The sequence below is a fragment of the Arthrobacter sp. alpha11c genome, assembly GCF_054149985.1.
In genome coordinates, this window is record NZ_CP196747.1 from 4,244,433 (window position 1) to 4,268,801 (window position 24,369).

The following is a 24,369-nucleotide window of genomic DNA, read 5'->3' on the forward strand; positions in this document are numbered from 1 at the left end:
GGTGGTTACTGGCTGGGACGCCAATGATGGAAGAGCCGCCAATTGGCGAGCAACCAGCCGCTATTTGGGAGAAAAGTATGAGCACACCCCGCCGCGCCCTTGTCCTTGTCGATGTCCAGCAGCAGTACTTCAGCGGACCCCTTGAGATCCAATACCCGAAGCACCAGGAATCACTTCCGATGATCGTGAAGGCCATCGATGCAGCGGCCGCCGCAGGGATCCCCATCGCGGCGATACAGCACAGCGAAGGAGAAAGCGCGCCGGTCTTCGCCCCCGGAACGCCGGAATTTGATCTCCACCCCGATGTCGAAGCGCGCAGGACAGCTTCATGGAAAGAGGTCATCAAGCAGTACGGCTCTGTTTACGCTGGCACGGACCTCGCTGGCTGGCTGGGGGAGCACGACGTCGATACCGTCACCTTGGTGGGTTACATGACGAACAACTGCATCCTTGCCTCGGCCGTTGAAGCGGAGTTCCTTGGCTTCACCACTGAAGTCCTCTCAGATGCCACTGGCGCCATCAACCTCGTCAACGATGCAGGGGCGGCGGACGCTAGGACCGTGCACACCACGCTTATGGCGGTGTTGAACTCCAACTGGGCCGCTGTTGCCTCCACGGATGCATGGGCGGATGCACTCCAAGCCGGGCGGGCACTGGAAATGAGTGATCTGGGCACTTCGGCAACGGCGGGGAGTGCTGCAGTTTCTTAGAAACAATATGTGGACCAGGCCTTGTGACTGAGCTAACACGTCAGTTATTCTCTACACCTATAGAAAATAAATCCTGACCCATCACAGGTCCCGGACAAGAGGCAGCCATGACGCCCACAGCAACCCAGACAGCAACTGACGCAGCCGTTGAGGAAACCCAGTATCGACTGGCCACAGGCGCTGAAATCTCCGAGGTGCAGCGCCTCCTTCAGGCTGCCGGACATCTTGGCCACGAGCAGCGGATCGCCTACCTGGGCCTTGTGGATCCGTCCCGCGGGCAAGCACAAGAAGACCGCCGCTTCCGTGTTTTCATCCACGACATCTCAGGCGGAGCTCCTACCGACGTCCTGGTGTCCGTGACCCACGGCCAGATCCTGTCCGCAACAGAACTGGACACCAAAGTCTCCGGGGAACTTCCCGTGCTGGAGGAAGAGTTCGAGGTTGTTGAGACGCTGCTTGCCGCGGATGAACGGTGGCTCGCCGCCCTGGCAGCGCGGGACCTGGAGGTGGCCAAGGTGCGGGTCGCTCCGCTGTCCGCAGGCGTGTTTGAGTACGACGACGAGAGGGGCCGCCGCATCCTCCGTGGTCTGGCATTCGTGCAGGATTTCCCGGAGGACAGCGCTTGGGCGCACCCCGTAGATGGGTTGGTGGCGTATGTGGATGTGGTCAACAAGGAAGTCACCCAGGTGATCGATCTCGGCGTCATGCCGATTCCGGAAGAGCACGGAAACTACACCGATCCCGAGCTCACAGGCCCGCTCCGGACCACCCAAAAGCCCATCAGCATTACCCAACCCGAAGGGCCGAGCTTCACCGTCACAGGCGGTAATCATGTGGAGTGGGAAAAGTGGAGCGTGGACGTCGGCTTCGATGTGCGCGAAGGAGTTGTCCTCCACAACCTTGCCTTCAAGGACGGAGACCGCCTTAGGCCCATCATTAACCGGGCCTCCATCGCCGAAATGGTGGTGCCCTACGGTGATCCATCACCTATCCGGTCCTGGCAGAACTACTTCGACACCGGCGAATACCTCGTGGGCCAGTACGCCAACTCCCTGGAACTCGGTTGCGATTGCCTTGGTGACATCACCTACCTCAGCCCTGTCATCAGCGACGCCTTCGGCAACCCCCGGGAAATCCGCAATGGCATCTGCATGCACGAGGAAGACTGGGGCATCCTCTCCAAGCACTCGGACCTCTGGACCGGGATCACCTACACCCGCCGCAACCGTCGCCTGGTGATCTCCTTCTTCACCACCATCGGCAACTACGACTACGGCTTCTACTGGTACCTCTACCTGGATGGCACCATCGAGTTCGAAGCCAAGGCCACCGGCATCGTGTTCACCAGCGCCTTCCCCGAGAGTGGCTCGGACAACATCTCTCAGCTGGCTCCAGGACTCGGCGCGCCGTTCCACCAGCACCTCTTCAGCGCACGTCTGGACATGGCCATTGACGGCTTTACCAACCGCGTGGAGGAAGAGGACGTTGTCCGTCAAGCCATGGGCGAGGGCAACGAGCGCGGCAACGCGTTCTCCCGCAAACGCACAGTCCTGACAAAAGAGTCTGATGGCGTCCGTGAGGCCGATGCACGCGCTGGCAGGACGTGGATCATCTCCAACCCCGAGTCCCGAAACCGTTTGGGCGAGCCGGTTGGCTACAAGCTCCACGCCGAAAACCAGCCCACGCTGCTGGCCGATCCAGGTTCCTCCATCGCCAAGCGCGCCGCATTCGCTACGAAGGACCTCTGGGTTACGCGATACTCCGACGAGGAACGCTACCCCACCGGTGACTTCGTGAACCAGCACTCAGGCGGAGCAGGCTTGCCGGCTTACGTTTCCCAGGACCGCGACATCGACGGCCAGGACATCGTTCTCTGGCACACCTTCGGCCTCACACACTTCCCCCGCGTGGAGGACTGGCCCATCATGCCCGTGGACACGGTGGGCTTCAAGCTGCGCCCCGAAGGCTTCTTCGATCGCAGCCCTGTGCTGGATGTGCCCGCCAACTCATCAGGCTCGAGCTGCCACAGCTCTGCCACCGCCGCTGCGGATCAACACGGCGATGTGTCCGGCTCAGATCATGGGCATTGCCACTAAGCGGTACCTGGAAATGACCACGATGACGGGACGGGTCCGGTCAACCGGGCCCGTCCTCCATCCCCGGATCTGCGCAGTCCTCACGGCTGTTTCGTGCCTGGTCCACCTTTGGGTCGCGGCCTGGGGACACCACGGCGCGTGGCTCGGCGTCCTCATGATTGCGGTGGCGGCAATCTGCGTCCCGTGCACCTTTCACATCTGGCGCCACAGCCGCGTCAGGGCTCTTCACCAAGTGACGGTTTCCGCTGTGGCAATGATTGCCCTTCATTCCGTCCTGCTGCTGGGAGCGGGAGGTGCCGGACACGCGCATGGTGGGGGGCCGGCGTCGAGCGTTGCAGATACCACCGGCGCTGCCGCACTGTTGCTGGTGATCGGACTGGAAATCACGACGGCGCTACTCGCCGCTACCTTGGTGGCCCGGCTGAGGCGTCGGGTACAAGTGGCCGCTGCTTCCTGACACTCTTTGGCGTCCGCCAGGGTGTTAATCAGCCCTTTTGGGTTGCACAGCGCCCGCCCAAAGTCCAAAGAAGGTCAGGAAGCACGAGCCCAACAGGAATTCGGCAGGATATTGCCCCGAGCAGGCAGTTTTCCCGCTTGTTGCATCTGTCCCGAACACTGTTCAGTAGAAGGGTGAGTAGAGCTGTCAGTAATTCGGGCAAGGTGGGCCTTGGCGTGTTCAGGGCCACGGGGATCTATATAGGTGCCATTTTGGGCTCAGGCGTGCTGGTTCTGCCGGCCATCGCCGCCCAAGTTGCTGGACCGGCGTCGTTATTAGCGTGGGCGTTGCTGTTGGTCTTCTGCACCCCCGTGGCGTTCAGTTTTGCTGAAATGTCGAGGCAACAGCCCGACGCCGGCGGGATCGCCACGTTCGTGACCCGCGCTTTCGGGCAGCGAGCCTCAGTTGTGGCCGGCTATCTCTTCTACTTCGCCATCCCGTTCGGGGCGCCCGCCACCGCAGTGATCGGCGGGGAGTACATCGCGCATGCCTTGGGCGGTGGGCGGGAAACGGCCCTGATCGCGGCAGGACTCATCCTGGCGGCGGGTTTCCTGAGCAATGCAGTGGGGATCCGCGTCTCGAGCAAACTCCAACTCCTCCTCATGGTCCTACTCGTGGCGTTGCTTGCACTCGCCGTAGCCGTTGCGGCGCCCTACGCCAAGGCTGAAAACTTCGTTCCCTTCGCGCCGAACGGCTACTGGGCAGTGGGCGGCGCAGCCAGCCTGCTCTTCTTCTGTTTCGCCGGCTGGGAGGCCGTGACGCATCTGGCCGGCGAGTTCCGTCACCCCGAACGCGACCTGAAGCGGGCCACCTGGCTGACGCTCGTCGTTGTCGGTGTTGTCTACATCGGCTTGGTGGCGGCGTGCGTCGCCGTCCTCGGTCCCGGACTCGCAGGCAGCAGCGTCCCGGTGGCGGAACTGCTGGCGAAAGGACTGGGACCGGCGGCCGCTCCGGTGACGGCGGTGGCCGCGGCCGTGTTGACGTTCGGGCCACTGAATACCTTCGTGGCCGGGGCCAGCAAGCTGGGTGCCAGGTTGGCGTCCGACGGCGTGCTGCCGCGGCCTTTGGCGCGTGGCGTGGGCGCCGGGGAGGTACCTTCCGTGAGCCTGGCGGCACTCGCTGTCATGACGTCACTTTCCTTTGCCCTCGCAGCTGTGGGGTTCCTCAACATGGAATTCCAGATCGGCGCCGCCTCGGCCTGCTTCACGGCTGTGACCGCCTTTGGTTTGGCCGCGGGCGTACTCCTGTTGCACCGCGGAACCGCGGCCTGGTACGGCGTGATCGTGGCCGCCGTCGTAATGCTCGTGGTCTTGCTCTTCAGCGGCTGGGCGCTGCTGGTCCCGGCCGTGCTGGGTGCTGTGGCATTGTTGGTGGGGCGCTTGTATTTGAAACCCCCGGTGCCACAATTGAGCCATGGCCGCAGCGTGGTCAATTCGTGAGGGGTTCCGCAGCGGGCCTGACCCTGATGCCCTGCGCCGTCCCTTCTTCATTGCGGCCGTCGTTGTCTTTGCCCTGGTAGTCCTGGCCGAGGTGGGTATGTCGCTCCTGCTGGGGCAGACCGCCGTCGACCCCGTCTCCGCAAGCGATGCCAACAACCTGGGCGTACCGCTGGATGTCTTCCTCAAGACCCAGCGCGCCGATGCCGAACCGCCAGGCGCGGGCATTGGATTCCTCGCATTCCTGGATGGGCTGCTGCTGTTCACGGTGGTGATGCTGGGGCTTAGCCTGACCATCGACCTGCGAACCTATGGCCGGATCCAGGGCCTCACGACGTTCATCGTGACGTTGCTGTGGGTTATCGCGGCGTTCCTCACGGCAATGTTGGCTTTGGCGAAGCTGTTCCTGATGATCGGGTTGTTCGTGGCCACCCCGTTTGGAACCATTGCGTACCTGGCGCTGTGGGGGAGCTTTCCGAAAGGGCAGGCAGCGGCAATCCTGGGTTTGCTGCTGGTGCTGAAAATCGTGTTCGCGGTGTTGCTGATTCTCAGCCAGCCGAAGTTCCTCAAAGTCACGGGGCTGGTGGTGCTGCTGGTGGTGTCCGTGCTGCTTCAGATGATCCTGGGGCTGATCCACGGCTTCCTGCCCGGACCGCTGGTGTCCATTGGAGATCAGTTCTGGGCGTTGATCACTGTGGTGGTTGCCCTCGTGTGGGCGCTGATCATGCTGATTGCGTCCATTCCGGCGATCATCAACGCCCTGCGCGTGAGTGGTTCGGCGGGAGACTAGCTTTGCCACCCGTCCGGTGACTTCGCGGGAATCTTGCCAATTCGCATGGAAGTTTCCGTGCGAACGAGCAGCTTTCCCGCTACTTCGAGCCAACTCACAGCGAAAGCCGGGTCAGCTTGTCTGGATTGGCAAGCTGGCGCAGCTCCCGGACGCTCCCGTCGAGGCCGCCGTCGATCAACAAGACATCGCAGCGGCCCTGATGCCATAGCAATACAGCAGCTTCGCCGTTGACCTCGATGATCCGGGAACGGACCGGCTGTGCGGGATCGAAGGCGGCTGCTTTGCCGAGGATACCCGCGAAGAATCGCCCGATCCGCTCCGCCCCGAACACGGGATTCATGGCGCTCTTGACCTTGCCACCGCCGTCGGCCCACAGCACTGCGTCCCGATCGAGCATCGAAACTACTGTGTCAATGTCGCCGTGCTCGATGGCGCGTACCAGCTTCTCCAAGGCCGCGCGATCCTTGGTCCTGGGAGCGGGAGCGTCGGGGTCGATGTCCAAGCGGCGCTCGGCTCTGGAGATCATTTGGCGTACCGCAGTGGGGGTCTTTTCCAGGATGTCCGCGATTTCCGGCGCCGACATCCCAAAAGCGCGGTGGAGCACCAGTGCGGCCCTCGCCTCCGGAGCCAGCTGCTCAGCCAGATGAAGCAAGGTCAAGGACAGGAGCTCGCGGTTGGCCACGGTTTCCTCCGGAAGCCTGGAGGTGTCTACCGGCTCCGGCAACCAAGGCCCGGTGTAGTCCTCACGCACAGCGGCGAGTTGGCGCACCCGGTCAACCGAGCGCCGTACGCACACTGTGGTTAGCCACGCGGGCCAGGATTCCACGCTGTGGCCATCGGCCTTGCGTTCCTGCCGGACGGCATCGATGGCAACCTCGGAGACGACGTCCTCGGCATGGCCGAAATCTCCCAACATCCGGTAGGCGATTCCCAGCAAACGATTCCGTTCGCTCTGCCACGCGGCCGTGGCCGATACCGCAAGACTCATGCCCTCCACGCTACCCCTCAGACGATCGGGTTCTTCTCATCTACCGGCGGCTCCATCTGCGTGCTCACGGCAATCCTGTTCCACACGTTGATCGTGGAGATGGCCAGGACCAAGCCTCCCATCTGGCTGTCGTCGAAATGGGTGGCGGCCGCATTCCAGATCTCGTCAGTAACGGTGTCCGGCCCCAGCTGGGTTATGGCGTCAGTCAAGGCCAGCACCGCCTGCTCGCGGGCGTCGAAGAACACCTTCGAATGCTGCCACGCCGCCACGGCATGCAGCTTGCGGGCGGGAATCCCGCGCTTCCGGCCGTCCGTGGCATGCATGTCCACGCAGAAACCGCAGCCGTTCAAGATGGAGGCGCGGAGCTTGATGATTTCGTACAAGTCGGGATCAACCGACTTCCGGGCGTAACCTTCCAGCCCGATGACAGCGGCGTAGCCGAGCTTGTTGCTGCGGCCGATATTGATGCGGGTCATGCTGTTTCCCCTTCTGTGGTGGTGCCTTACATCAGGGATGTCGTAAGGGGGGACGGAAGTGTGACAGCTTTCAGGACCTTGTTAGAGTCGGTGCGTGCGAGCAGTGATATTTGATGACGTCCGGGCCCAGCCTGAAGTGCGGGAAGTAACCATGCCTGAGGCCCCGGCCGGTGGAGTGGTGGTGAAAGTCGAAGCCACGGGCATGTGCCGCAGCGACTGGCACGCCTGGGCTGGACACGACGACATCGCTTTTCCCCACGTGCCCGGCCATGAGCTCGCTGGCGTCATTGAGGCAGTCGGCGAAGGTGTCCAGCGCTGGAAAACAGGCGACCGGGTAACTGTTCCGTTCGTCTGTGGATGCGGAAAATGTGAGTGGTGCCTGGCAGGAGAAGCCCAGGTTTGCCCGGAACAGCAACAACCCGGCTTCACCCATTGGGGATCGTTCGCCGAATACGTGGCCCTGCACGCTGCCGACAGCAACTTGGTTGCCATCCCGGAAAGCGTCGAATTTACGACGGCGGCAAGCCTCGGCTGCCGCTTCGCCACTGCTTACCGTGCCCTTGCCGCGCGGGCCCGGGTCACGTCGGGTGAGTGGGTGACAGTTGTAGGTGCCGGAGGCGTCGGGCTGAGCGCTGTGATGATCGCCAAAGCCATGGGCGCCAGGGTCATCGTCGTGGACCGGAACCCGGAGGCCCTGGCTGTGGCTGCACGTTTGGGTGCGGATCACACAGTGCTCGCCGACGGCGCGGACATCCCCGCCGCAGTCAACGTCCTCTCCGGCGGGGGCAGCCACGTGGCGGTGGACGCCGTCGGAAGTGAACAGACCTGCGCCGACGCCATCCTCAGCCTTCGTCGTCGTGGAAGGCATGTCCAGATCGGTCTGCTGCCGGCCATCGACGGAAACCCGCAGGTGCCCATGGCCAGGGTCATCGGATGGGAGCTCGATCTTCTCGGCAGCCATGGCATGGCCGCAGTTGATTACCCAGGCATGATGGCGCTCATCGAACAAGGCTTGCTGCAACCGCAGCTGCTGATTGAACGCACCATCGGCTTGGAAGAAGCAGCGTTATTGTTGCCAACCTTCGAGACAGCGACCGTGGCCGGGATGACCATGATCGACCCTGCGCGCTAACTGCCTGGCACCCCAAGTAGGTCGCATTTGTGCGCGTTTTGACGGCTCAAAACGCGCACAAATGCGACCTACTTGGGTTAGTCCGCCGGGCGGTTCCTGTACGCGGCGAGGAAGTGTTCGATCCTGCGCACGGCTTCCTCGATGTCCTCCACGGTCGGCAGGATCACGAAGCGGAAGTGGTCCGGCGTGGGCCAGTTGAAGGCCGTTCCGTGCGAGACGAGGATCTTCTGTTCCTGCAGGAGTTGGAGGACGAACTTCTCGTCGCTCTCGATGGGGTAGATCTCCGGGTCCAACCGAGGGAACAGGTACATTGCGCCGGCCGCGGGAACACACGAAACGCCTGGGATTGCCGTCAATAATTTCAACGCCAGATCCCGCTGCTCACGAAGGCGCCCGCCGGGACGGATGAGTGCCTCAATGCTCTGGTATCCACCCAGACAGGTCTGGATGGCGTGCTGGGCCGGAACGTTGGAGCACAACCGCAACGAGGCCAGCAGTTCCAAGGATTCCCGATAGGCAGCCGTTGCGGTCAGTGGCCCCGTCACGGCAACCCAACCTGCACGGTAGCCGGGCATGCGGTAGGCCTTGGAAAGTCCACTGAATGTCAGAACTGGGATGTCGTCTGCCACCGCGGCGGTATGGATGTGCGGAGCGTCGACGTAGCGGATCTTCTCGTAGATCTCATCGGAGAACAGGACGAGATCGTGCTTTCTCGCCAATGCCGCGAATTGCTCAAGGATGTGCCGGGGGTAGACGGCACCCGTGGGATTGTTCGGGTTGATGATCACGATGCCCCGTGTGCGCGGCGTGATCTTCGCTTCGACGTCGGCCATGTCCGGCCACCAATTCTCGTCCTCATCGCAGAGGTAGTGCACAGCTTTGCCACCTGTGAGGGTCACGGTCGCGGTCCAGAGCGGGTAGTCGGGTGCCGGGATGAGGATCTCGTCACCGTTTTCCATGAACGCCTGCAGGGTCATGGAGATGAGTTCGCTGACGCCGTTGCCGATGAAGACATCCTCGACGCCGATCGTCATCAGGCCGCGCGTCTGGTAGTACTGCGAGATCGCGGTCCGGGCGGAGAAGATGCCCTTGGAATCGCTGTAACCCTGTGCCCCACGGATGTGGTGGATCATGTCCACCACCACTGACTCCGGCGCCTCCAGCCCGAACGGCGCTGTGTCCCCAAGGTTCATCTTGAGGATGCGGTGTCCCTCGGCTTCCATGGCCTTGGCGGCCTGGAGGATGGGACCACGGAGTTCGTAGCGGACATTCTGGAGTTTGCTGGAGTGCTGCATGGGACGCATGGTTGATCTTTTCATGGCAGCTGCCCAGGCAGGCAAACGTGTCCGGAAATAATCACGGGTTCAGCCGCACCTCGCAGAGTTGAGGGTTGCTGAGGCAGATGTTCACCGGATCAAGGATGATGCTGGACCTCAACTCAGTCCGCACCAAAACGAGTGCGTTGACGTTGACCTTAGACCCGACGTCGGGATTCACGCCCACCACTACGCACCTCATCAGGGAGAGGGGAGGCGAGCTTTGGCAGGCGGAACCCTGCGTGAAGTCCAATTGCAGTTGCGCCGTCTGGAAGGCGTTGCGGGCTGTTTCGATCCGTGATCCCAGGACACTGGGCACGGTGGCCTTCACGGGAACCGCGATTTCCAGGTTGACCGTGCTGCCGCGCCCTACCTTCTCGCCGCCCGCGGGACTCTGGTTGACTACCGTTCCTTCAGGCGACGCGCTTTCGATTTCCGTTGTGGCCGCTTTGAAACCGGCGTCCGTCACGATCTTGACCGCTTCAGCTTGCGGTTTGGTTTTCACGTCCGGAACGTTGGCGTCCTTGAACATGAAGTACAGGATCACGCCGATAACCGCCAGCAGCACCACACCCCCGATGATCACCCACAACCACGGGAATCCCGGCTTGGGCTTCGGCTTCTCAGCCGCCGGAACAGTCAGTGTGACCACATGCGCCTGGTCCGCGTAGTCCTCGGGTGCGTCGTCGGCGGAGTAGGCGATCAACTTCACCGGGTAGCTGCCCGCGGAAGCCCCGTCGGTGTCGAAATTGACCACGTACTGTTCGGTGGCCCCGGCAGCGATGGTCCGCAACGGGTTGGGGATGGTGGTGTAAGTCTTCGACGGCGGATTGGTCACCTGCCCGGGGAACGCGCCGAGCACTACGCGTTCCGAAGTGGTGGAGCCGTTGGTGACGGACGCTGTCAGCGATCCCTTCCCCTCTTTAAGGACCACGTCCGGGGAGCTCAACGTCATGGTGATGGCAGTCATGGCACAACAACTCCTGGGATCGCGGTTTGTAATTTCGGCGCACAGCAGCACATCTCAGCCTCCGGCTTCCTGGATCAGCAACACACAGGTCCCCAGACCGGGACAGATGATTCCCAGCTGTCCGCCCGAGGTCCCGAAGGTCAGGTCCACGGTTTTCCCCGGGCCTGAATTCTGTTCAGCCCGCGTGCCCTGCACCAACAGCGAGACGGTGACCGCCTGCTGCGGCGCGAGCCTTGCCCGCTTGGTGGGAGGTCCGAAATAGAACAAACCCCCGCCGAATTCCTTCACATCGAACACGCACGCACCCGTCACCACCAGCTGGGTATCCGACGCCGAACACGAACCGCCCCGGGCAGACAGGTCTGCTGAAGTGAGTTTCGCGCCCGCGGCTGCGCTGGAGAAACCGCCCTGCCAGTCCCGTGCCGCATCGTTGTTCCCGCCGCCGCAACTGACGCCGAACACGAGCACTAACAGCGCGATCACCCCACAGGCAATCACTACAAGAATTGGCGTGCGGTTCTCCTTATTCATTTTGCCTGCACCGTAACCTCATCCGTCACGTGCGCGGGCTTCATGCCTTTGACGATCCGCCGGATCAACTCCAGCTGCCCACCCGCTTCCGCAGGAACCAGCACCTTGATATGGAAGGCGCCGGGCACGGATTCGACGTCGAACCCGGGCACCCCCGTGGCCAGGTGCAGGAAGCGGGTGAGCCCGTCCACAGTGCCGCGGCGTGCAGAGAGCTGCGCCGCGGCCGCGATGAGGTCCCGTTGCCGAGATATGGGAATGGCGCCGGTCGCTGTACCACCGGATCCAGTGCCGCCCTCCGGACCGGGAAGCGTCAACCAGTCCAGATCCACCCAGCGCGAGAGAAAGGGAATCAACGACGACGGCGCGCGGCCAGGATCGGGAACGGTATGGATGCGGTCCAGGACCTGCCGGACGGGCCCATGCATATCCTCGGCCACAGCAAGAAGGGCCTGCAAGGGAGAGCTGGTATCGGCGGCCACCTGGAACACTTCCGGCAGGACCTTCAGCAGCTTGGACTTCTGGGGCCCCATGGACTCAGCCATTGCCATGGACCACCTCGATCCTGTGGTCGCCCGAGCAGAACAGCCAGGTATCGGGCAGCGTTACGACGTCGTCCACCACTCGCCGGGTGCAGCTTTCCCATTGAACGGCGTTGTCCGTGCTGCGATAGACGCCTTTGGGGCCGGCAGCCAGGACCAGGGGCTTGCCGTCAAGGATCGCGCCGGACACCGAACGGACAGGCTCGAACCGGGTGCGGTCCCTCAACGGCAGATTGCAGTTAACGTCCGGCACACTCCACTGCGCCGACGCCTGCCCCAGCTGCAGCCGTAACACCCCGCCGCTCTGGGTAGCGGCGTAGGCAGCGTCACCCATCACGTGGACACCCCAGCAACTGCCCCCGGTCCAGCCAGTGCTGAACTCCTCCCAGGAATTCATGAAGGACTCATCAAGATCCGTGCGGCCCAGCTCATCGATCTTCAGCCGCAGACATCCCGTCCCGGTCCCTTCCGGCACTGCGCGGCCGAGCCACACATAGCTCGCACCGCCGTCGTACTGGATGGTCATGCAGCGGATATCCTCGCCGGAGGCCTTGACCTGCTTGAAGCTGTCGGCGGTACCGGCGTCGGGGGAGAGCCAGACGCCGGCCGAGGCCTCGGCGGCCACCACAACACCTGTCCGTCCGCGGACGTCCACCAAGGCGTCCACGGCGTAAAAACCACGATCCGGCTGGGACGTGTCCACCACGTTCTGCACGGGAATGGCACCTTGGCTCATCGGAAGTTCGTAAAGGCCGCGCTCGCCTGCCAGCAACAGCAACGGCTCACCCTGGCGGTCCACCCAACACAAATCGGCGACGACGAACCCCAGTTCGGCTGCTTTGCGCCACGATTCGCCGAGGTCCTCGCTGATGTAAATACGGGAACCCGTACCCGTCACCGTGCTGACAGCCACCATGCCCGGGTGGCGCTCCGGACCCACCCGGCCAGGTGCGGGGGAACGGAACGGGGCGATGCCGCGGACGGTTTCTTCCGTCTGGTCGCCGTCGGAGGCATCTCCAAAATCCGCACAGGCTTCCCAGCCGTCGGCGGCGTTGGTGGTGCGGAACAGGGTGCCGCCCTGGGCCACGAACCATGTTTTGTCCTGACCTTCAGCCTGGACCAAGGACACGGCATCACTGTCCGGAACTTTGTCCACTTCCAGCCTGACCCGGTCCACGTACTGAACGCCAGGCTCGGCCTCCTCCATAGCGCGATACAGATTGGAGACACGCAGTGGCTTCCCAAAGCCGGATCCGTAACTGGACGAATCCGGGCTCAGCGGACTGATCCCTTCAGACAGGCGGCCCACGATCCTGGATTTCACGGCCTCGGCATCCTCATCGGGACGAACTACGATCCGCGCATCCACCAGCACCTGTTTGTAGAGGCCCCAGCGCACTACAGGCTCGGCGCCAACCGTGGACCGCCTGCGGAGATATTGTTCCACTTCAATCCGCACTTCGTCGCGTGCGTGTGACGTAAGGTCCGCTGCCCGTAATGGTTTGGCCGCGCCTGCTCTACCGTCAGGAACGAATGGCACCAGCACAATTTCCACTTCCCCCGGCCGCGCAAATGCCCACAGATCCTTGCGGGTGAAAGCCCGCGCACGGCCCACACCGCCGTGCCGACGCGCCAGGACCTCGTAGTCCCGGACAGTAACTGCGCGGTCGCGGGATTGAAAATCCTGGGGTGCGCGCTTCAGGGCGTTCTCCAAGGACTCGCCATCGCGGCCACCCGTTGCAGGCTCCGGATTAGTGACCTTGGCACCCGGGACAGGGGAACGCAGCACCGTGAGGTGACCCGCGCCGACGTTACCGCCCGAACCACCACCGCTGCGGTACCAGGCGCGAACTTCGGCGCCCGCGCCCGGCACTAACGGCCCTTGTCCGGCCTCCGTCCGCTTGCTGGACTCTTCGTCCCACCATGCGAACATCGCGACGCCGGCACTTCGGTCGATCCGCACCGGCATCTCGCCTGGCCTTGCGTCGGCGAACGCCTCCACTTCCTGGCAGTACCGGAATGGTTTTCCGTCTACCAGCACTGCCTCGCCACTGCTCAGCCGCGTCCCTGCCGGAACTTCGACGGCGATCGCCAGCCCTGCGCCCGAGACGATCGGCGCGTTGGGGATCACGAAGCTCTGGCCTGGTCTTCCGGTCCCGGTACCAATCGGTACGGCGTCGTAGATGGTGACATCGGCTGCGGGGACCAGGACGCTGCTCATGCCGGGAGCCAAAGTGGCTGCCGCCGTCGTCGTAAATACAGGCTGGGGTGAACCGGGAACGCCCGGTGGGCAGCTGACCTGGGTGCCACGGGGGATGCGGATCTCCTGGTCTGCGGTTGTGCCTGAGACGGATGTGCGGCTGAATTCCAGCATCGTTTCGGCGGTGCTCGGTGGGTACAGCGACGTGCCCAGGAGGTTCAGGTAGACGGCGTAAAGCTTGTCCGGCACGCGGTTGAGCCGGTACATGAGCGTGTCCGTGAGGTAGGCGAAGGCCTCCATGATGGTGATGCCGGGATCGTGGACCGAGAGGTCCGTCCACTCAGGCGCGATTTGTTGGATGCGTTCGCGGGCGCCGGCCACGAGGTCCGCGAAGCTGCGATCGTCCAGATTGGGAACGGGGATACTCATAGTGCACCTCCGGATTCCACGGGCAGGGCGATGGCTATCTCATCCTCAAGCTGGGTGGTGCGGACGCGGTATTTCAGCCGGACCTCGAGAACTTCGGGGTCCTCCGGCGAGCGTGACGCATCCAGGGAAAGGACCGTGATTCGCCGCTCCCACTGCTCCACCGCGCGGGCCACATAGTGGATGGCGAGCCCGGCTGTGGTGTCGTCCGCCGGAGCGAATGCCAAACGGAACAAATGGCAGCCGTATGTCGGGCGGTTGACGCGCTCGCCGGGCCTGGTGCTCAGCAGGAGGAGGAGGGCCTGACGGATGGAGGCCGCGTCCGTAACAGTCGCCATCCTGCCTGCCGGAGTGATGCGTAGACCGGGGACGCCCGCTGCTGCGTCGAAATCCGGATGGATGAAAGCAATCGATGTGTAGCGTGGCGCGCTCATGACTGTCCTTTTTTCATGAACCCGACCCCACCAACGTTTGCCCGGGCCGCCGCACGTTGTACTTCACGGCGCCCGGGGGTGTGCCGTCGGTGAAGCCCTCCACAGTGTCCAGACAGACGGCCTTGCCCCCGATTCTGACGAAAGTTGAATAGCCTTTGGTGACCGGCAACGTCTTATTGCACGGCTTGATGTTGATGCCGACATTCGGGCACATACTGATATCCCTGCCCTGGGGATCGTTGTCCACCAACACCGGCGATCCTTTGACACGGACCCACTCCTGCGAGGGTACGTTCTCCACTTTGCCGTCATGCCCACACCGCAGGATGGCCTCCTTGACCAGAATCCTCATGGCTTAGGCCTCCTCGAAGTCGACGGATTTCGCACGGATTTTCATGGCTTTGCCCGGGGCTTCCAGCACCAGGTCCGTTGCAGCGGTGATGCGGAGCTTGTCCGGCCCCAGCTCCACCGACGAGCCGTGGCCATCCGTGAAACTCACGGTGCGGGCACCGCCGTCGAGCACTATTTGTTGGCCGTCCGCGCTACGGAACGTGTAGCGACTCTCCCTGGGTGTATTGACGCGGTTGTCGGGCGTCTGTTCACTGCCGTACAGACCGCCGAGGATGATGGCCTGGGCCGGATCCGTGGCGGGAAGAAGCACCAGGACGTGATCGCCGGGCGCAGGCGGGGTGATCATCCCCTTGCCGGGACCGGCGGACGCCGTGAGCACGGGAGCCCACGCCGTCTGGAGATCCGGGTAAGCCGGCAGCTGCACACGGGCACGCCCCCGGGCCTCGGGATCATCCACGTCCGTGATGATGCCGAGCGTGAAGACGTCCGGGCGTCGTTCCTGGACAGAGCTCGGTGGGCGGGTGGTAAGCGTGGTTTCGTAGCCCGTGCCGTCCAAACGGTGTGAGGCGCTCGCGATCAGATACGTTCCCTCGATGGCCGGCGCTACCCCCTTGATCCTCACGCGCCCACCCGCCCTGAGCCCGGGATTGCCCTCAGCCACGAACACTGCCGTGACCTGTCCGGCTATCCTGACGTCCAGCTCGGACTGCGCCAATCCGTTAGCCTCTTGGGTGGACTCGAGCACTTCGTTGTCTCGCCGGAGTTCGCCGCCTGCACCCACGCTGGCCAATGTTGGGTCGGCTGTGACGCGGGCTTTGGAGTCGCTGCTGCTCGTTTCGGCCTGGTGGACTGAAGCGTCCTCCGCACGCCAGCCGTTGATTGCTGCGGACGCGTAGGCGGGTTCCTGGCTGACCTCGATCTCTGCCGAATGCAGGGATGCGCCGAGGGTGAGCTCCAGGGGTTCGCCTTCGCCGTCGAGTCCTGTGAGCCTGAGGGCTCCGTCATGGACCACGGGGTAGGCGCCCACGCGGGCACTCTGTTCGACCAGGAGACTCAGGTCCGTGCGGGCGCACTGGTACACCAGCCCCAGCTTCTCGCCGCCGCCCACAACGTCCAGCCCGGTGCCCTCGCAGAGTTTCCTTGCCAACGCAGCGAGATCCACGTCCTCGTGAAGCCTGGTGAATTGCCGCTTCCTCAGCCGGTGCAGGGCATCGTAGGCCCTGATACGGATTTCCTGACCAAGGTTGGCTCCGTAGCTGTACTCAACCACAGTCACCTCACCCACGAAGAGCGGGATCCGGTGACCGCCGAGCTCTACCCTCAGGGCATCACCGGGCGCGGGATCCACGCCACCCCTCGCCGCAGCTGTCCTGCCCGGACCGGGCCGCCAGCTGATCAGGCACTGGGCTGGCCTCGCGAGTGAAGTGAGCACCTGGACGGACACTATCGCCGCCGTTTCGGCAGTGCTGAGTCTGCGCCGCCCCAGGGTGACGATGAGTTCGGGGAGGCCCTGGACTTGCCTCATGATGCTTCACCAACTGGCGGGACGGCGAGTGGTCCGCTGAAGTGCGCGGGGTCGTCGATGTCGTTGTACTCCAGGAGCAGCTTCCAGAGCAGGGGTGTCCCGAAGGCTTCAACGGAAAGCCGCCCCAACTCAGCCGGCGGCACCTCGGGAAGGAACTCGCCGCCGTCGGGCATTGCTGCGTCCCTGTCCGTGCTGCCATCGCCCGTGACCGCCAGCGTGTCCACGGGTGGGGCCGTCAGATCCACGGCAGGGAGTCGCTGGGCGAGCTCGTAATTCTCGCCGCCTTCCTCGTCGGCAGACTGGCCCACGCGAACAAATACCATTCGCATCCATGACCTGAGCGGTGAACCGTCCGGGGCGAAGCGGTCAAAGCGTTCCGCCACCTCGGTCACGATGCCCGGCACATTCCATGCGCGGCCCCAGACAAACCGGACCGACGGCGGCCTCCGCTGGCGCTCCACCTCCGCGCTGTTCTCGGCGAGCGCCCAGATAGGCCTGGTCATTTGCCGCACATCCTGCACATGAAGCGACGCCGGCGCGAGGTCGACGTCGAAGAGCAGATCCAGCCTCAGCTCCGTGTGGCCGCCTCCCGTGAAGAGCAGGGGGTCGTCCGCCAGTCCGCTGCCGCTGAGTTTGCCGCCGGCACTTCTCCGGGGCTCCACACCGGCCGAGCGCTGCATCACCACCGTTTCCGGGTTGAGCAGGCAGCCAAGGTGTTCCCCGGTGTCCTCGATCAGGAAAGCGACACGCTCCATGTCAGACCGCCAAGTGTTCGTCTGTGAGGCGGGCTTGGCGGGCGATAGCTTCGGTTACCGGGGTGGTTGCTGGGCTTGATTCATTGGCGGTAGGAGTGGGCCTCGGGGCGAGCTCCGGCCAGTCTCCCTTGAGCGCCGGCGCGGGGGTATGGGGCGTGCTCGCGCTGACGTGGCCCTGGGGTTGTGGGGCCTGCTTTGCGCCCCATTCTTGGGGTTTAGCAAGCACAACAAACCCCGCAACTGGGGGTGTTGTGCCGGGGGTGTCTTGGGCGTGGGTGGGGCTGGTGGGTTTGCGTTGTGGGACCTGCTCTAGGCCCCAACTTGGCCCCGAAGGACGCACATCAGGCCCCGCAACTGGGGGTGTCGTGCCGGGGATGGGTTTGCGTTGTGGGGCCCGCTCTACGTCCCAATCTTGGGTTTTAGCGCGCACACTGGGCCCTGCATCGGGTGGTGTTTCGGGCCGATCCGTGCGAAGGCGCAGCATGGGTACGTGTTGTGGGGCCCGCTCTGCGCCCGAATCTTGGGTTGAAGCGCGCACATCGGGCCCGGCAACGAAGGGCGTCGCGTTGGGCTGGTGTTGTGGGGCCTGCTCGGCGTCCCATAATGGGCTGGAAGCACGCACATCCGGCCCGGAAACGTGGGTGGGTGTGTGTTGCGGGGCCTGCTCTGCGCCCCATATTGGCCGGGAAACGCGCATATCGGACCCCGCAACGAGGGGTGTTTCGGATCGATCCGTGCGAAGGCCCAGCACAGGGGTATGGTGTGGGGCCCGTTCTGCGTCCCATGTTGGCCCGGAAGCGCGCACATCAGGCCTCGCAACGAGGGGTGTTGTGGTGCTCGGGGTGTGTTGTGGGGCCTGCTTTGCTCGCCAAGAGCGTCCCCAGGCACGCAGAGTGGGCCTAGCAACGGGAGGGATGTTGGTGGGAGCGGCAGGTGGAACCAACCCGGCGTCGCGGAGCAACTGAACCCAGTGCTCCGGTGCGCCTTCCACGTTCAGGCCGCGCACCGGCGTCGAACTTTCCCATGAAGAAGGCGCCGAAGCCGAAGCAACCGATGCGCCCGCACCCGATGAACCAGCTCCCGGAGAACCCGAGCCCAGGCCCGACCCGCGCTCCAGCCACGCAGCCACACCTCGCAAACGGTGCGCAGCCGCCCGCCGCCACGAAAACCCAGGCTCAGGCGACGGGAGCGCGGGCATCGTCGAGCTCCAGGCGGTCGTATGCGATGCTGAGGGATTCGATGGCGAGATCCTTACCCAAGGCGTCAAGGGGTGCGCCGAACCAGTCGCACGGCCAGGCCCCCAGGAGGTTCCAGCGGCGGACTTCCACGGAGCCGGCGTCGTTGAGCATCGCGATGGAGACGTTGCGGCGTTCCACTTTTCCGTCTACTGCCTTGAAGAGCCACTGCAGCATCTCGGTGGAGTCAGTGAGCCCGTACTTCAACGTCACTGGGGTGTACTCCACCTGCCCGGGGATGACGCGCACTGTGCTGTTTTCGCCGCCGGACCGGTAGAGGATCCGGTCGATTTTCAGGCCGAGGCCCTCCACTTTGGTGAAGTGGCCCTGAACCACGCCTTGGATCACGAGCTTGAAGTTGTAGGCCCGGTAGGGGTCCACCACGTTGCCCGGTTGGGCGGCAGGTGTTGGGGTTGTCATGTCAGGCTCCTGCGCTCTCTGTCTCGCTGGTGTTGTCCGCCGACTGCATGAGCTTGAAGATCACAAATTCGGCCGGTTTCACGGGCGCGATCCCGATCAACGTGACTACTTGCCCGGCGTCGCGGACCTCTGGAGGGTTGGTTTCTTCGTCGCACTTCACGAAAAATGCCTGTTGAGGAGTGGTCCCTAGCAGGGCGCCGTCCCGCCACACGTTGGTCAGGAACGCCCCGATGTCGCGCCGGATCGACTTCCACAGCGTGTGATCGTTGGGCTCAAACACCACCCAGCGCGTCCCGTCCGCTACCGACTCCTTGATCATGTTGGTCAGCCGCCGCACATTCACGTACCTGTATTCGCTCGCTTCAGGAGCCTTGGTCCGGGCGCCCCAAATCCGGATCCCCTCGCCCGGGAAGTACCGGATGCAGTTCACGCCGGCAGGGTTCAGGACCTCCTGCTCACCGCGGCTCACGCGCCGCACAAGATCGATCGCGCCTTGGATGGGCTCATTGGCCGGCGCCTTGTGGACGCCGCGGGTCGCGTCAACTCGCGCCCACACGCCTGCAATATGGCCCGACGGCGGCTGCGTCACCTTTTTGCCGGACACGGGATCGATCATCACGATCCACGGGAAATACAGTGCTGTGTAACCGCCGGGGGATTGCGGGGCACCGAGGTCCTGCTGGTCGCTGGCTTCCGTATCCGGATCAGCCGCCCGGCTCGCCGGGGGACGGGTTGAGTCGGGCCAGTCGGGGGCGTCGGAGGAGACCGAGGATGCAGAAGAAGCCGACGACGGCGGGCTGTCGCTGTCTTCTGTGCCTACGGGTTCTTCAGGCGCGTCTTCGGCTTCGTCGGCATCACCCGAGCCAGCGTCGCCACCCGAGTCAGCGTCCGTCGTCGTGTCCTCTTCCTGGGAGTCCGAATCCCGCGCACCCACAGGAACGCCGGACGTCGCAGCCCTGGTGAGTGCCCCGACGTCGTCTACTTTTTCCACCGTATCCAGGATGGCCATGCGGTCCTGGCGGAGCGGGTGCTCCACATGCGCCGCTAATGCCGCATAGGATTGAGCGTCCGCGAAGCCGGGGGCTGCCACCATGGAGATGTCGTCCACGGCCTCGAAAAGCGTGAGGCCTGTGGGCTTGGTGGCTGTGCCCGTGAGGCTGCCGTTGGCCCCAACGTTCACCACATAACAACGGCTCCCTCCGTTTGAGAAGAAGCCGTAAACAGCGTTTGAGAGCGGTGTGCCCGCTGTCGCGTTGCCGACATATTGGTCCACGAACTGCGTCCAGTTGTCCAGCACACGGAGCTCATCCACCAAGGCGTCCTGGTTCGGAGCCACGCCTACGAACGCTGCGATGCTGGTGTTGACCTGCCCGATGGCGCGTGCCCCGCTGGGCACTTCCTGAACATAAACGCCTGGCGCCTGATAGTTCGCCATGGTGCGCTCCCTTTCCTGCCCGCGGTAGTCCGCGGATTCACTGCCACCGGATGATGACCGGCAGGCTGCTGGTGCTGGCCGAGACTTCCTTTTCGGTGCCGCGTACTGCTACGGCAAAGTGCTGGAGTTCATCCGCCGAGGCCAGGACCTCGAAGTGGCCGGTCGCATCGCTGACGACTGCCGTGGCGGAAGAATGGGCATGGATGTAAGCGTCGGGGATACCTTTGTTGTGGACGTCCACGAGCCGTCCGTGGATCCGGCGGGCAACGCCGGTCTTGGCAATGAGCGGCTCAAGGACTGGCGGCCCGGAAGGCTCTTCGAAGCGCAGCGCCACGGGGATCCGGACCAGGAACCCGAGCCCTTGCCGGATAGCTCCGGAGTACTCCTCGGGACGGAACTCGCCGGTGGAAACTACCGAGTATTGGCTGTGGCGTTCCACGGCCAGGAGCAGTTGCTCCATGTTGTCCAGTTGTTCGGGGCCGTGGCATTCCACCGCCACCCGCAGTTCGAGGTCCAGGACCGGACCATCGCGACGCGACCTTCCCACGCGGTTGAGCGTGACGGCATGGACGGTGACCGGAGCGTCAGGGGTGGGAACGACGGCGTCTGGGGAACCGTCGTCGAACCTTACGCGCTGGGGAGCGACGGCGTCGGAAAGTACCCCCAGAAGGTCGGTCAACGACGAACGCACATAGCCCACGGCAGAACCCAGAACTCGAAAGGTGACCAGAATTGCAACTGGGACTAGGTTACTCCCGCTGTTGCGTGTAGTCACTGGGGAATCAGGAGTAACTCCATTCGATTGAATGTGCAGGTGGGGAAACTGCCGCTCACGCCGTGAAGGCGAGATCCTTTGCATGCAACCTATGGAGGAGTGGTTCGCCACGGGAGATGCGCAGCGCTTCTTCGATGGCGCTGACGGCCATTCGTTCGAGTTCAGTTCCCAAGGACCCTGCAAGGTGCGGAGTAAGCAGGACATCTGGATGCGTGTAGAACCTGGATTCGGCGGGGAGCACCCACGGAGTGGTGACATCCAGGACAGTGAACAGGTCACCCCGTTCAATACGGGCCAGCAGCGCGTCCTGGTCCACCAGCTCGCCGCGGGACGTGTTGATGAACGTGGCGCCGGGCTTGAGGGAATCCACCAGTCCCGCATGGATCAGATGGAATGTGGAGGGGAGCGACGGCGCGTGGAGGCTGACGACGTCGCAGCTCGCCACCAGTTGGTCCAGCGTGGAATGCTCGACGCCGAGCTCTGCTGCCGCTGCATCGTCGAGGTAGGGGTCGGCGACGACGAACTGGACGTCGTAGGGCTGCAGGAGCCTGATGACGTGCTTGCCAATCTTCGAGGCCCCGATGATGCCCACACGCTTGCCGAAGTTGCCCATATCCGGGAACACCTGGTCGGGCTCGATTTCCGTTTTTTCCGTGTGCAGTTTCCGGGCGATCTGCAGGACCCTCTTGTTGGCCAGCAGGATCATGGCCACCGTGTATTCAGCTACGGGGATGGCGTTGGCATCAGCAGCTGTACTGACTTCGATGCCGCGGTCCCAACATTCCTGGCCCACGTGATGCTTGACGGTTCCGCCGGCGTGCAGGACGTGACTCAACCGTGGGGCCGCCGTCAAAGCGGCGGCATCGAGCCGCGGGCAGCCCCAGCCGGTGATGAGGATGTCTGTATCGGCCAGGAGTTTCAGGGAACGTGGAGATGTGAAGTCCTCCATTGGCTCCGGGCTCAACAACTGCAGTTCGGGCGCCAAGGACCCGAGTCGTCGTGCGGGAAAGACCCGGGATACGACGCCGGGACCCATCGCCAGGGCGACGTTCAGTTTGCTGGTGGTCATTTGACGCTCCCTGCGGTGAGGCCGGACTTCCAGAAACGCTGGAGCATGATGAAGGCAACCAGCAGCGGAAGGATGGATAGCAGCGATCCCGTGATGACCATAGGGGTGAACTCCGGCTGCGGAACGGAATACCCCTGCCAGATGGAAATACCCACACTGACCGGGAGTTGCTCTGGGGCTGAATGTCAGTGGAGGCCAATAGGGTTGCGTGCATGACTGATTCGCGCGCCTTGGCCCTGCCCGCAGGCTACACCGATCTTTTGGCCGCGCTTAAGGAACGGGTCCGGGCCGCGCGTCAGACCGCCCTTCGAACCGTCAACACACAGCTGATCGAGTTGTATTGGTCGATCGGGAAGACTGTGTTGGAGCGCCAGCAGGTCGAGCAATGGGGGAGCGGCGTCATGGGGCGCCTGGCTGAAGATCTCCGGGCAGAGTTCCCGGAGATGAAGGGCCTGTCGCGACGGAACCTCTTTTACATGCGAGCCTTTGCGGCCGCATGGCCGGACCCAATTGTGCAACAAGCCGTTGCACAATTGCCGTGGGGGCATGTCACCGTTCTTCTGGACAAGGCAGACACTCGACAGCATAGAGATTGGTACGCCGGCGCCGCAGTTGAACACGGATGGTCGCGCAACGTCCTCCTGAACATGATCATGAACAGGACCCTGGAACGGACCGGCGCGGCGCCGTCGAACTTTGTCCAACGGCTTGTTGGACTGGATTCTGAGCTGGCCCAGCAGGTCGCCAAGGACCCCTACAGCTTCGAGTTTCTCGGCCTTTCGGGGGAAGTCGCCGAACGGGACTTGGAACTGGCCCTGACCAGCCGAATCACCGAAACCCTGCGGGAACTAGGACCCGGATTTTCGTTCGTTGGCCGGCAGGTCCACTTCGATGTCGACGGCGACGACTACTACATCGACATGCTGTTCTTCCACATGGACCAGAACCGGTATGTGGTCATCGAGCTCAAGACAGGAAAGTTCCAGCCCGAGTACGCCGGCAAACTGAACTTCTACGTTGCCCTTGTCGATGACATGCTTCGCCGTGAACATCACAACGAAACGATTGGCATCTTGATCTGCGGCACCAAGAACGACCGCAGCGTAAGGTACAGCCTCGGGCGCTCAACCTCACCCATGGCCGTCGCGGCCTATACATACGACAAACTCCCAGCGGCCGAGCAACAGGCATTGCCCAACGAAGGGCACCTCGTCGCGGCCCTTGAATGGGTAGAACCAGTCGAGGAACAGCGAAACGTCTGCCAGGAGACGCTCGCAAATTAGCCGCGTTCAGCCCACCCTGCGACCCTCCGCCAGCTCCGCCGCCGGGCTAGGATGACGCGCAACGTAGAGCGATTCGTACAGGGCGGAGGACAAACGATGGACCAGCCGACACCAGCCCCGGAGACCGGTTACGCAGAGGTCAACGGACTTCAGATGTACTACGAGCTGCACGGTTCCGGTGGCACACCGTTGCTGCTCCTGCATGGCGGGTTGTTCGACATCGAACAGCAATTCGGCGCGCTCATTCCGGCGCTCTCGAATGGACGCAAGGTTATCGCTACGGACTTCCAAGGCCACGGTAGAACCAACGACATCGACCGTCCACTGAACACCGCTGATTTGGCCTCGGACGTCGTTGGCCTTCTGGAGCACCTGGACGCCGGCGAGGTTGATGTCTTCGGCTTCAGCGTTGGCGGTGCCGTGGCCCTGCACTTGGCGATCAAACGCCCTGACCTTGTCCGCAAACTCATCGTGTCTTCGGTGTCTTTCCGGCCCGACGGCGATCGCGGCGGAAATGCCGAAGCTGTTGCCTCCATGACCGTGGATATGATCGCCGGCACCCCGATGGAGCAGCGCTATCTTGCGGTTTCACCGCATCCGGATCGCGAGCACCTGCAGGGACTGTTGGACAAACTCGGGAGCTATGACGCTGGCTCCACCGGATGGAGCGATGACGAAATCCGCGGAATCGCAGCCCCAACGTTGATCACGGTGGGAGATTGCGACATGGTCAAGCTCGAGCATGCCGTGCGGTTCCTCCAACTGAGGGGAGGAGACGTGAATGGCGACTTCGAAGGCGTACCCGCATCGCAACTCGCTGTGTTTCCCGGCACCACGCATTTCTTCGGGTTGGCGAGGACCGCGCTGGTGCAGGACGTCGTCACAACCTTTCTGGACGCTCCACGGCCTGGCGCATGGAAGGACCAGTGATTGGCCGGAGGGGTTTGTGTGAGACGTTCCGTGTCCTGAAATCAGACATAC

At 63.3% G+C, this 24,369-nt stretch carries 24 protein-coding genes; 8 read left to right on the forward strand and 16 right to left on the reverse strand.

What is annotated here, in order from left to right:
* Positions 1–77 precede the first annotated feature (77 nt).
* The 5 genes from ACTAQJ_RS19735 to ACTAQJ_RS19755 all read left to right on the forward strand — a co-directional run bounded on the left by ACTAQJ_RS19735 (position 78) and on the right by ACTAQJ_RS19755 (position 5,528).
* A complete protein-coding gene (locus ACTAQJ_RS19735) occupies positions 78–710 on the forward strand; it encodes an isochorismatase family protein (protein WP_498698691.1) in 633 nt (210 codons plus the stop codon).
* Between the two features lie 107 nt (positions 711–817).
* Positions 818–2,806 carry a primary-amine oxidase gene (locus ACTAQJ_RS19740; RefSeq protein ID WP_498698693.1) on the forward strand — a complete coding sequence of 663 codons (1,989 nt, stop codon included), beginning with the start codon at positions 818–820 and terminating at the stop codon, positions 2,804–2,806.
* Positions 2,807–2,819: 13 nt separating this feature from the next.
* Positions 2,820–3,263, forward strand: a complete 444-nt coding sequence (locus tag ACTAQJ_RS19745; protein WP_498702230.1) for a hypothetical protein — start codon at positions 2,820–2,822, stop codon at positions 3,261–3,263.
* Between the two features lie 173 nt (positions 3,264–3,436).
* Entirely contained in the window at positions 3,437–4,741 is a 1,305-nt protein-coding gene (locus ACTAQJ_RS19750; protein WP_498698694.1) for an APC family permease, read from the forward strand.
* Entirely contained in the window at positions 4,716–5,528 is an 813-nt protein-coding gene (locus tag ACTAQJ_RS19755; RefSeq protein ID WP_498698696.1) for a hypothetical protein, read from the forward strand. Before ACTAQJ_RS19750 ends, ACTAQJ_RS19755 begins: the two co-directional genes overlap by 26 nt.
* Before the next feature lie 94 nt (positions 5,529–5,622).
* Here the strand turns inward: ACTAQJ_RS19755 and ACTAQJ_RS19760 are convergent, their stop codons facing one another.
* Positions 5,623–6,516: a sigma-70 family RNA polymerase sigma factor gene (locus ACTAQJ_RS19760; protein ID WP_498698698.1), complete on the reverse strand. Its 894-nt coding sequence runs from the start codon at positions 6,514–6,516 to the stop codon at positions 5,623–5,625.
* Positions 6,517–6,533: 17 nt separating this feature from the next.
* On the reverse strand, positions 6,534–6,992 hold the full coding sequence (locus tag ACTAQJ_RS19765) for a carboxymuconolactone decarboxylase family protein (protein WP_498698699.1): 459 nt from the start codon (positions 6,990–6,992) through the stop codon (positions 6,534–6,536).
* A gap of 94 nt (positions 6,993–7,086) precedes the next feature.
* Between ACTAQJ_RS19765 and ACTAQJ_RS19770 the strand changes: the two genes are divergently transcribed.
* Positions 7,087–8,124: an alcohol dehydrogenase catalytic domain-containing protein gene (locus tag ACTAQJ_RS19770; RefSeq protein ID WP_498698701.1), complete on the forward strand. Its 1,038-nt coding sequence runs from the start codon at positions 7,087–7,089 to the stop codon at positions 8,122–8,124.
* Between the two features lie 77 nt (positions 8,125–8,201).
* On the opposite strand, the gene ACTAQJ_RS19775 is transcribed toward ACTAQJ_RS19770, so the two are convergent.
* The 14 genes from ACTAQJ_RS19775 to ACTAQJ_RS19840 all read right to left on the reverse strand — a co-directional run bounded on the left by ACTAQJ_RS19775 (position 8,202) and on the right by ACTAQJ_RS19840 (position 22,260).
* The gene (locus ACTAQJ_RS19775; RefSeq protein WP_498702231.1) at positions 8,202–9,428 is read right to left on the reverse strand and encodes a pyridoxal phosphate-dependent aminotransferase; all 1,227 of its coding nucleotides are present in this window, start codon (positions 9,426–9,428) and stop codon (positions 8,202–8,204) included.
* Between the two features lie 52 nt (positions 9,429–9,480).
* On the reverse strand, positions 9,481–10,410 hold the full coding sequence (locus tag ACTAQJ_RS19780) for a PASTA domain-containing protein (protein ID WP_498698703.1): 930 nt from the start codon (positions 10,408–10,410) through the stop codon (positions 9,481–9,483).
* A gap of 54 nt (positions 10,411–10,464) precedes the next feature.
* Positions 10,465–10,941, reverse strand: coding sequence for a hypothetical protein (locus tag ACTAQJ_RS19785; protein ID WP_431116831.1), 477 nt, complete (start codon positions 10,939–10,941; stop codon positions 10,465–10,467).
* Positions 10,938–11,489, reverse strand: a complete 552-nt coding sequence (locus ACTAQJ_RS19790) for a hypothetical protein (protein WP_498698705.1) — start codon at positions 11,487–11,489, stop codon at positions 10,938–10,940. The genes ACTAQJ_RS19785 and ACTAQJ_RS19790 overlap by 4 nt, the downstream gene beginning before the upstream one ends.
* Positions 11,476–14,109 carry a baseplate J/gp47 family protein gene (locus ACTAQJ_RS19795; protein WP_498698707.1) on the reverse strand — a complete coding sequence of 878 codons (2,634 nt, stop codon included), beginning with the start codon at positions 14,107–14,109 and terminating at the stop codon, positions 11,476–11,478. The genes ACTAQJ_RS19790 and ACTAQJ_RS19795 overlap by 14 nt, the downstream gene beginning before the upstream one ends.
* Entirely contained in the window at positions 14,106–14,540 is a 435-nt protein-coding gene (locus ACTAQJ_RS19800; protein WP_498698709.1) for a GPW/gp25 family protein, read from the reverse strand. Before ACTAQJ_RS19800 ends, ACTAQJ_RS19795 begins: the two co-directional genes overlap by 4 nt.
* A 13-nt stretch (positions 14,541–14,553) precedes the next feature.
* Positions 14,554–14,892 (reverse strand): hypothetical protein, encoded by a 339-nt coding sequence (locus tag ACTAQJ_RS19805; protein ID WP_498698711.1) that lies wholly within the window; start codon positions 14,890–14,892, stop codon positions 14,554–14,556.
* Between the two features lie 3 nt (positions 14,893–14,895).
* A complete protein-coding gene (locus ACTAQJ_RS19810) occupies positions 14,896–16,416 on the reverse strand; it encodes a phage baseplate assembly protein V (RefSeq protein ID WP_498698713.1) in 1,521 nt (506 codons plus the stop codon).
* Positions 16,413–17,171, reverse strand: a complete 759-nt coding sequence (locus tag ACTAQJ_RS19815; RefSeq protein WP_431116825.1) for a CIS tube protein — start codon at positions 17,169–17,171, stop codon at positions 16,413–16,415. The genes ACTAQJ_RS19810 and ACTAQJ_RS19815 overlap by 4 nt, the downstream gene beginning before the upstream one ends.
* 1,175 nt (positions 17,172–18,346) lie before the next feature.
* Positions 18,347–18,826 carry a phage tail protein gene (locus ACTAQJ_RS19820; RefSeq protein WP_159708998.1) on the reverse strand — a complete coding sequence of 160 codons (480 nt, stop codon included), beginning with the start codon at positions 18,824–18,826 and terminating at the stop codon, positions 18,347–18,349.
* Between the two features lies 1 nt (position 18,827).
* Positions 18,828–20,261 (reverse strand): phage tail sheath family protein, encoded by a 1,434-nt coding sequence (locus tag ACTAQJ_RS19825; protein WP_498698716.1) that lies wholly within the window; start codon positions 20,259–20,261, stop codon positions 18,828–18,830.
* A 37-nt stretch (positions 20,262–20,298) separates the two neighbouring features.
* A complete protein-coding gene (locus tag ACTAQJ_RS19830) occupies positions 20,299–21,036 on the reverse strand; it encodes a hypothetical protein (protein ID WP_498698718.1) in 738 nt (245 codons plus the stop codon).
* Between the two features lie 55 nt (positions 21,037–21,091).
* A complete protein-coding gene (locus ACTAQJ_RS19835) occupies positions 21,092–22,105 on the reverse strand; it encodes a hydroxyacid dehydrogenase (protein WP_498698720.1) in 1,014 nt (337 codons plus the stop codon).
* Positions 22,102–22,260: a hypothetical protein gene (locus tag ACTAQJ_RS19840; RefSeq protein WP_498698722.1), complete on the reverse strand. Its 159-nt coding sequence runs from the start codon at positions 22,258–22,260 to the stop codon at positions 22,102–22,104. The genes ACTAQJ_RS19835 and ACTAQJ_RS19840 overlap by 4 nt, the downstream gene beginning before the upstream one ends.
* A 57-nt stretch (positions 22,261–22,317) precedes the next feature.
* On the opposite strand from ACTAQJ_RS19840, the gene ACTAQJ_RS19845 reads away from it, so the two are divergent.
* Together ACTAQJ_RS19845 and ACTAQJ_RS19850 are read left to right on the forward strand one after the other, a co-directional pair.
* Positions 22,318–23,388 carry a PDDEXK nuclease domain-containing protein gene (locus ACTAQJ_RS19845; protein WP_498698725.1) on the forward strand — a complete coding sequence of 357 codons (1,071 nt, stop codon included), beginning with the start codon at positions 22,318–22,320 and terminating at the stop codon, positions 23,386–23,388.
* Between the two features lie 96 nt (positions 23,389–23,484).
* Positions 23,485–24,318, forward strand: coding sequence for an alpha/beta fold hydrolase (locus tag ACTAQJ_RS19850; RefSeq protein ID WP_498698726.1), 834 nt, complete (start codon positions 23,485–23,487; stop codon positions 24,316–24,318).
* The last annotated feature ends 51 nt before the right edge of the window (positions 24,319–24,369 follow it).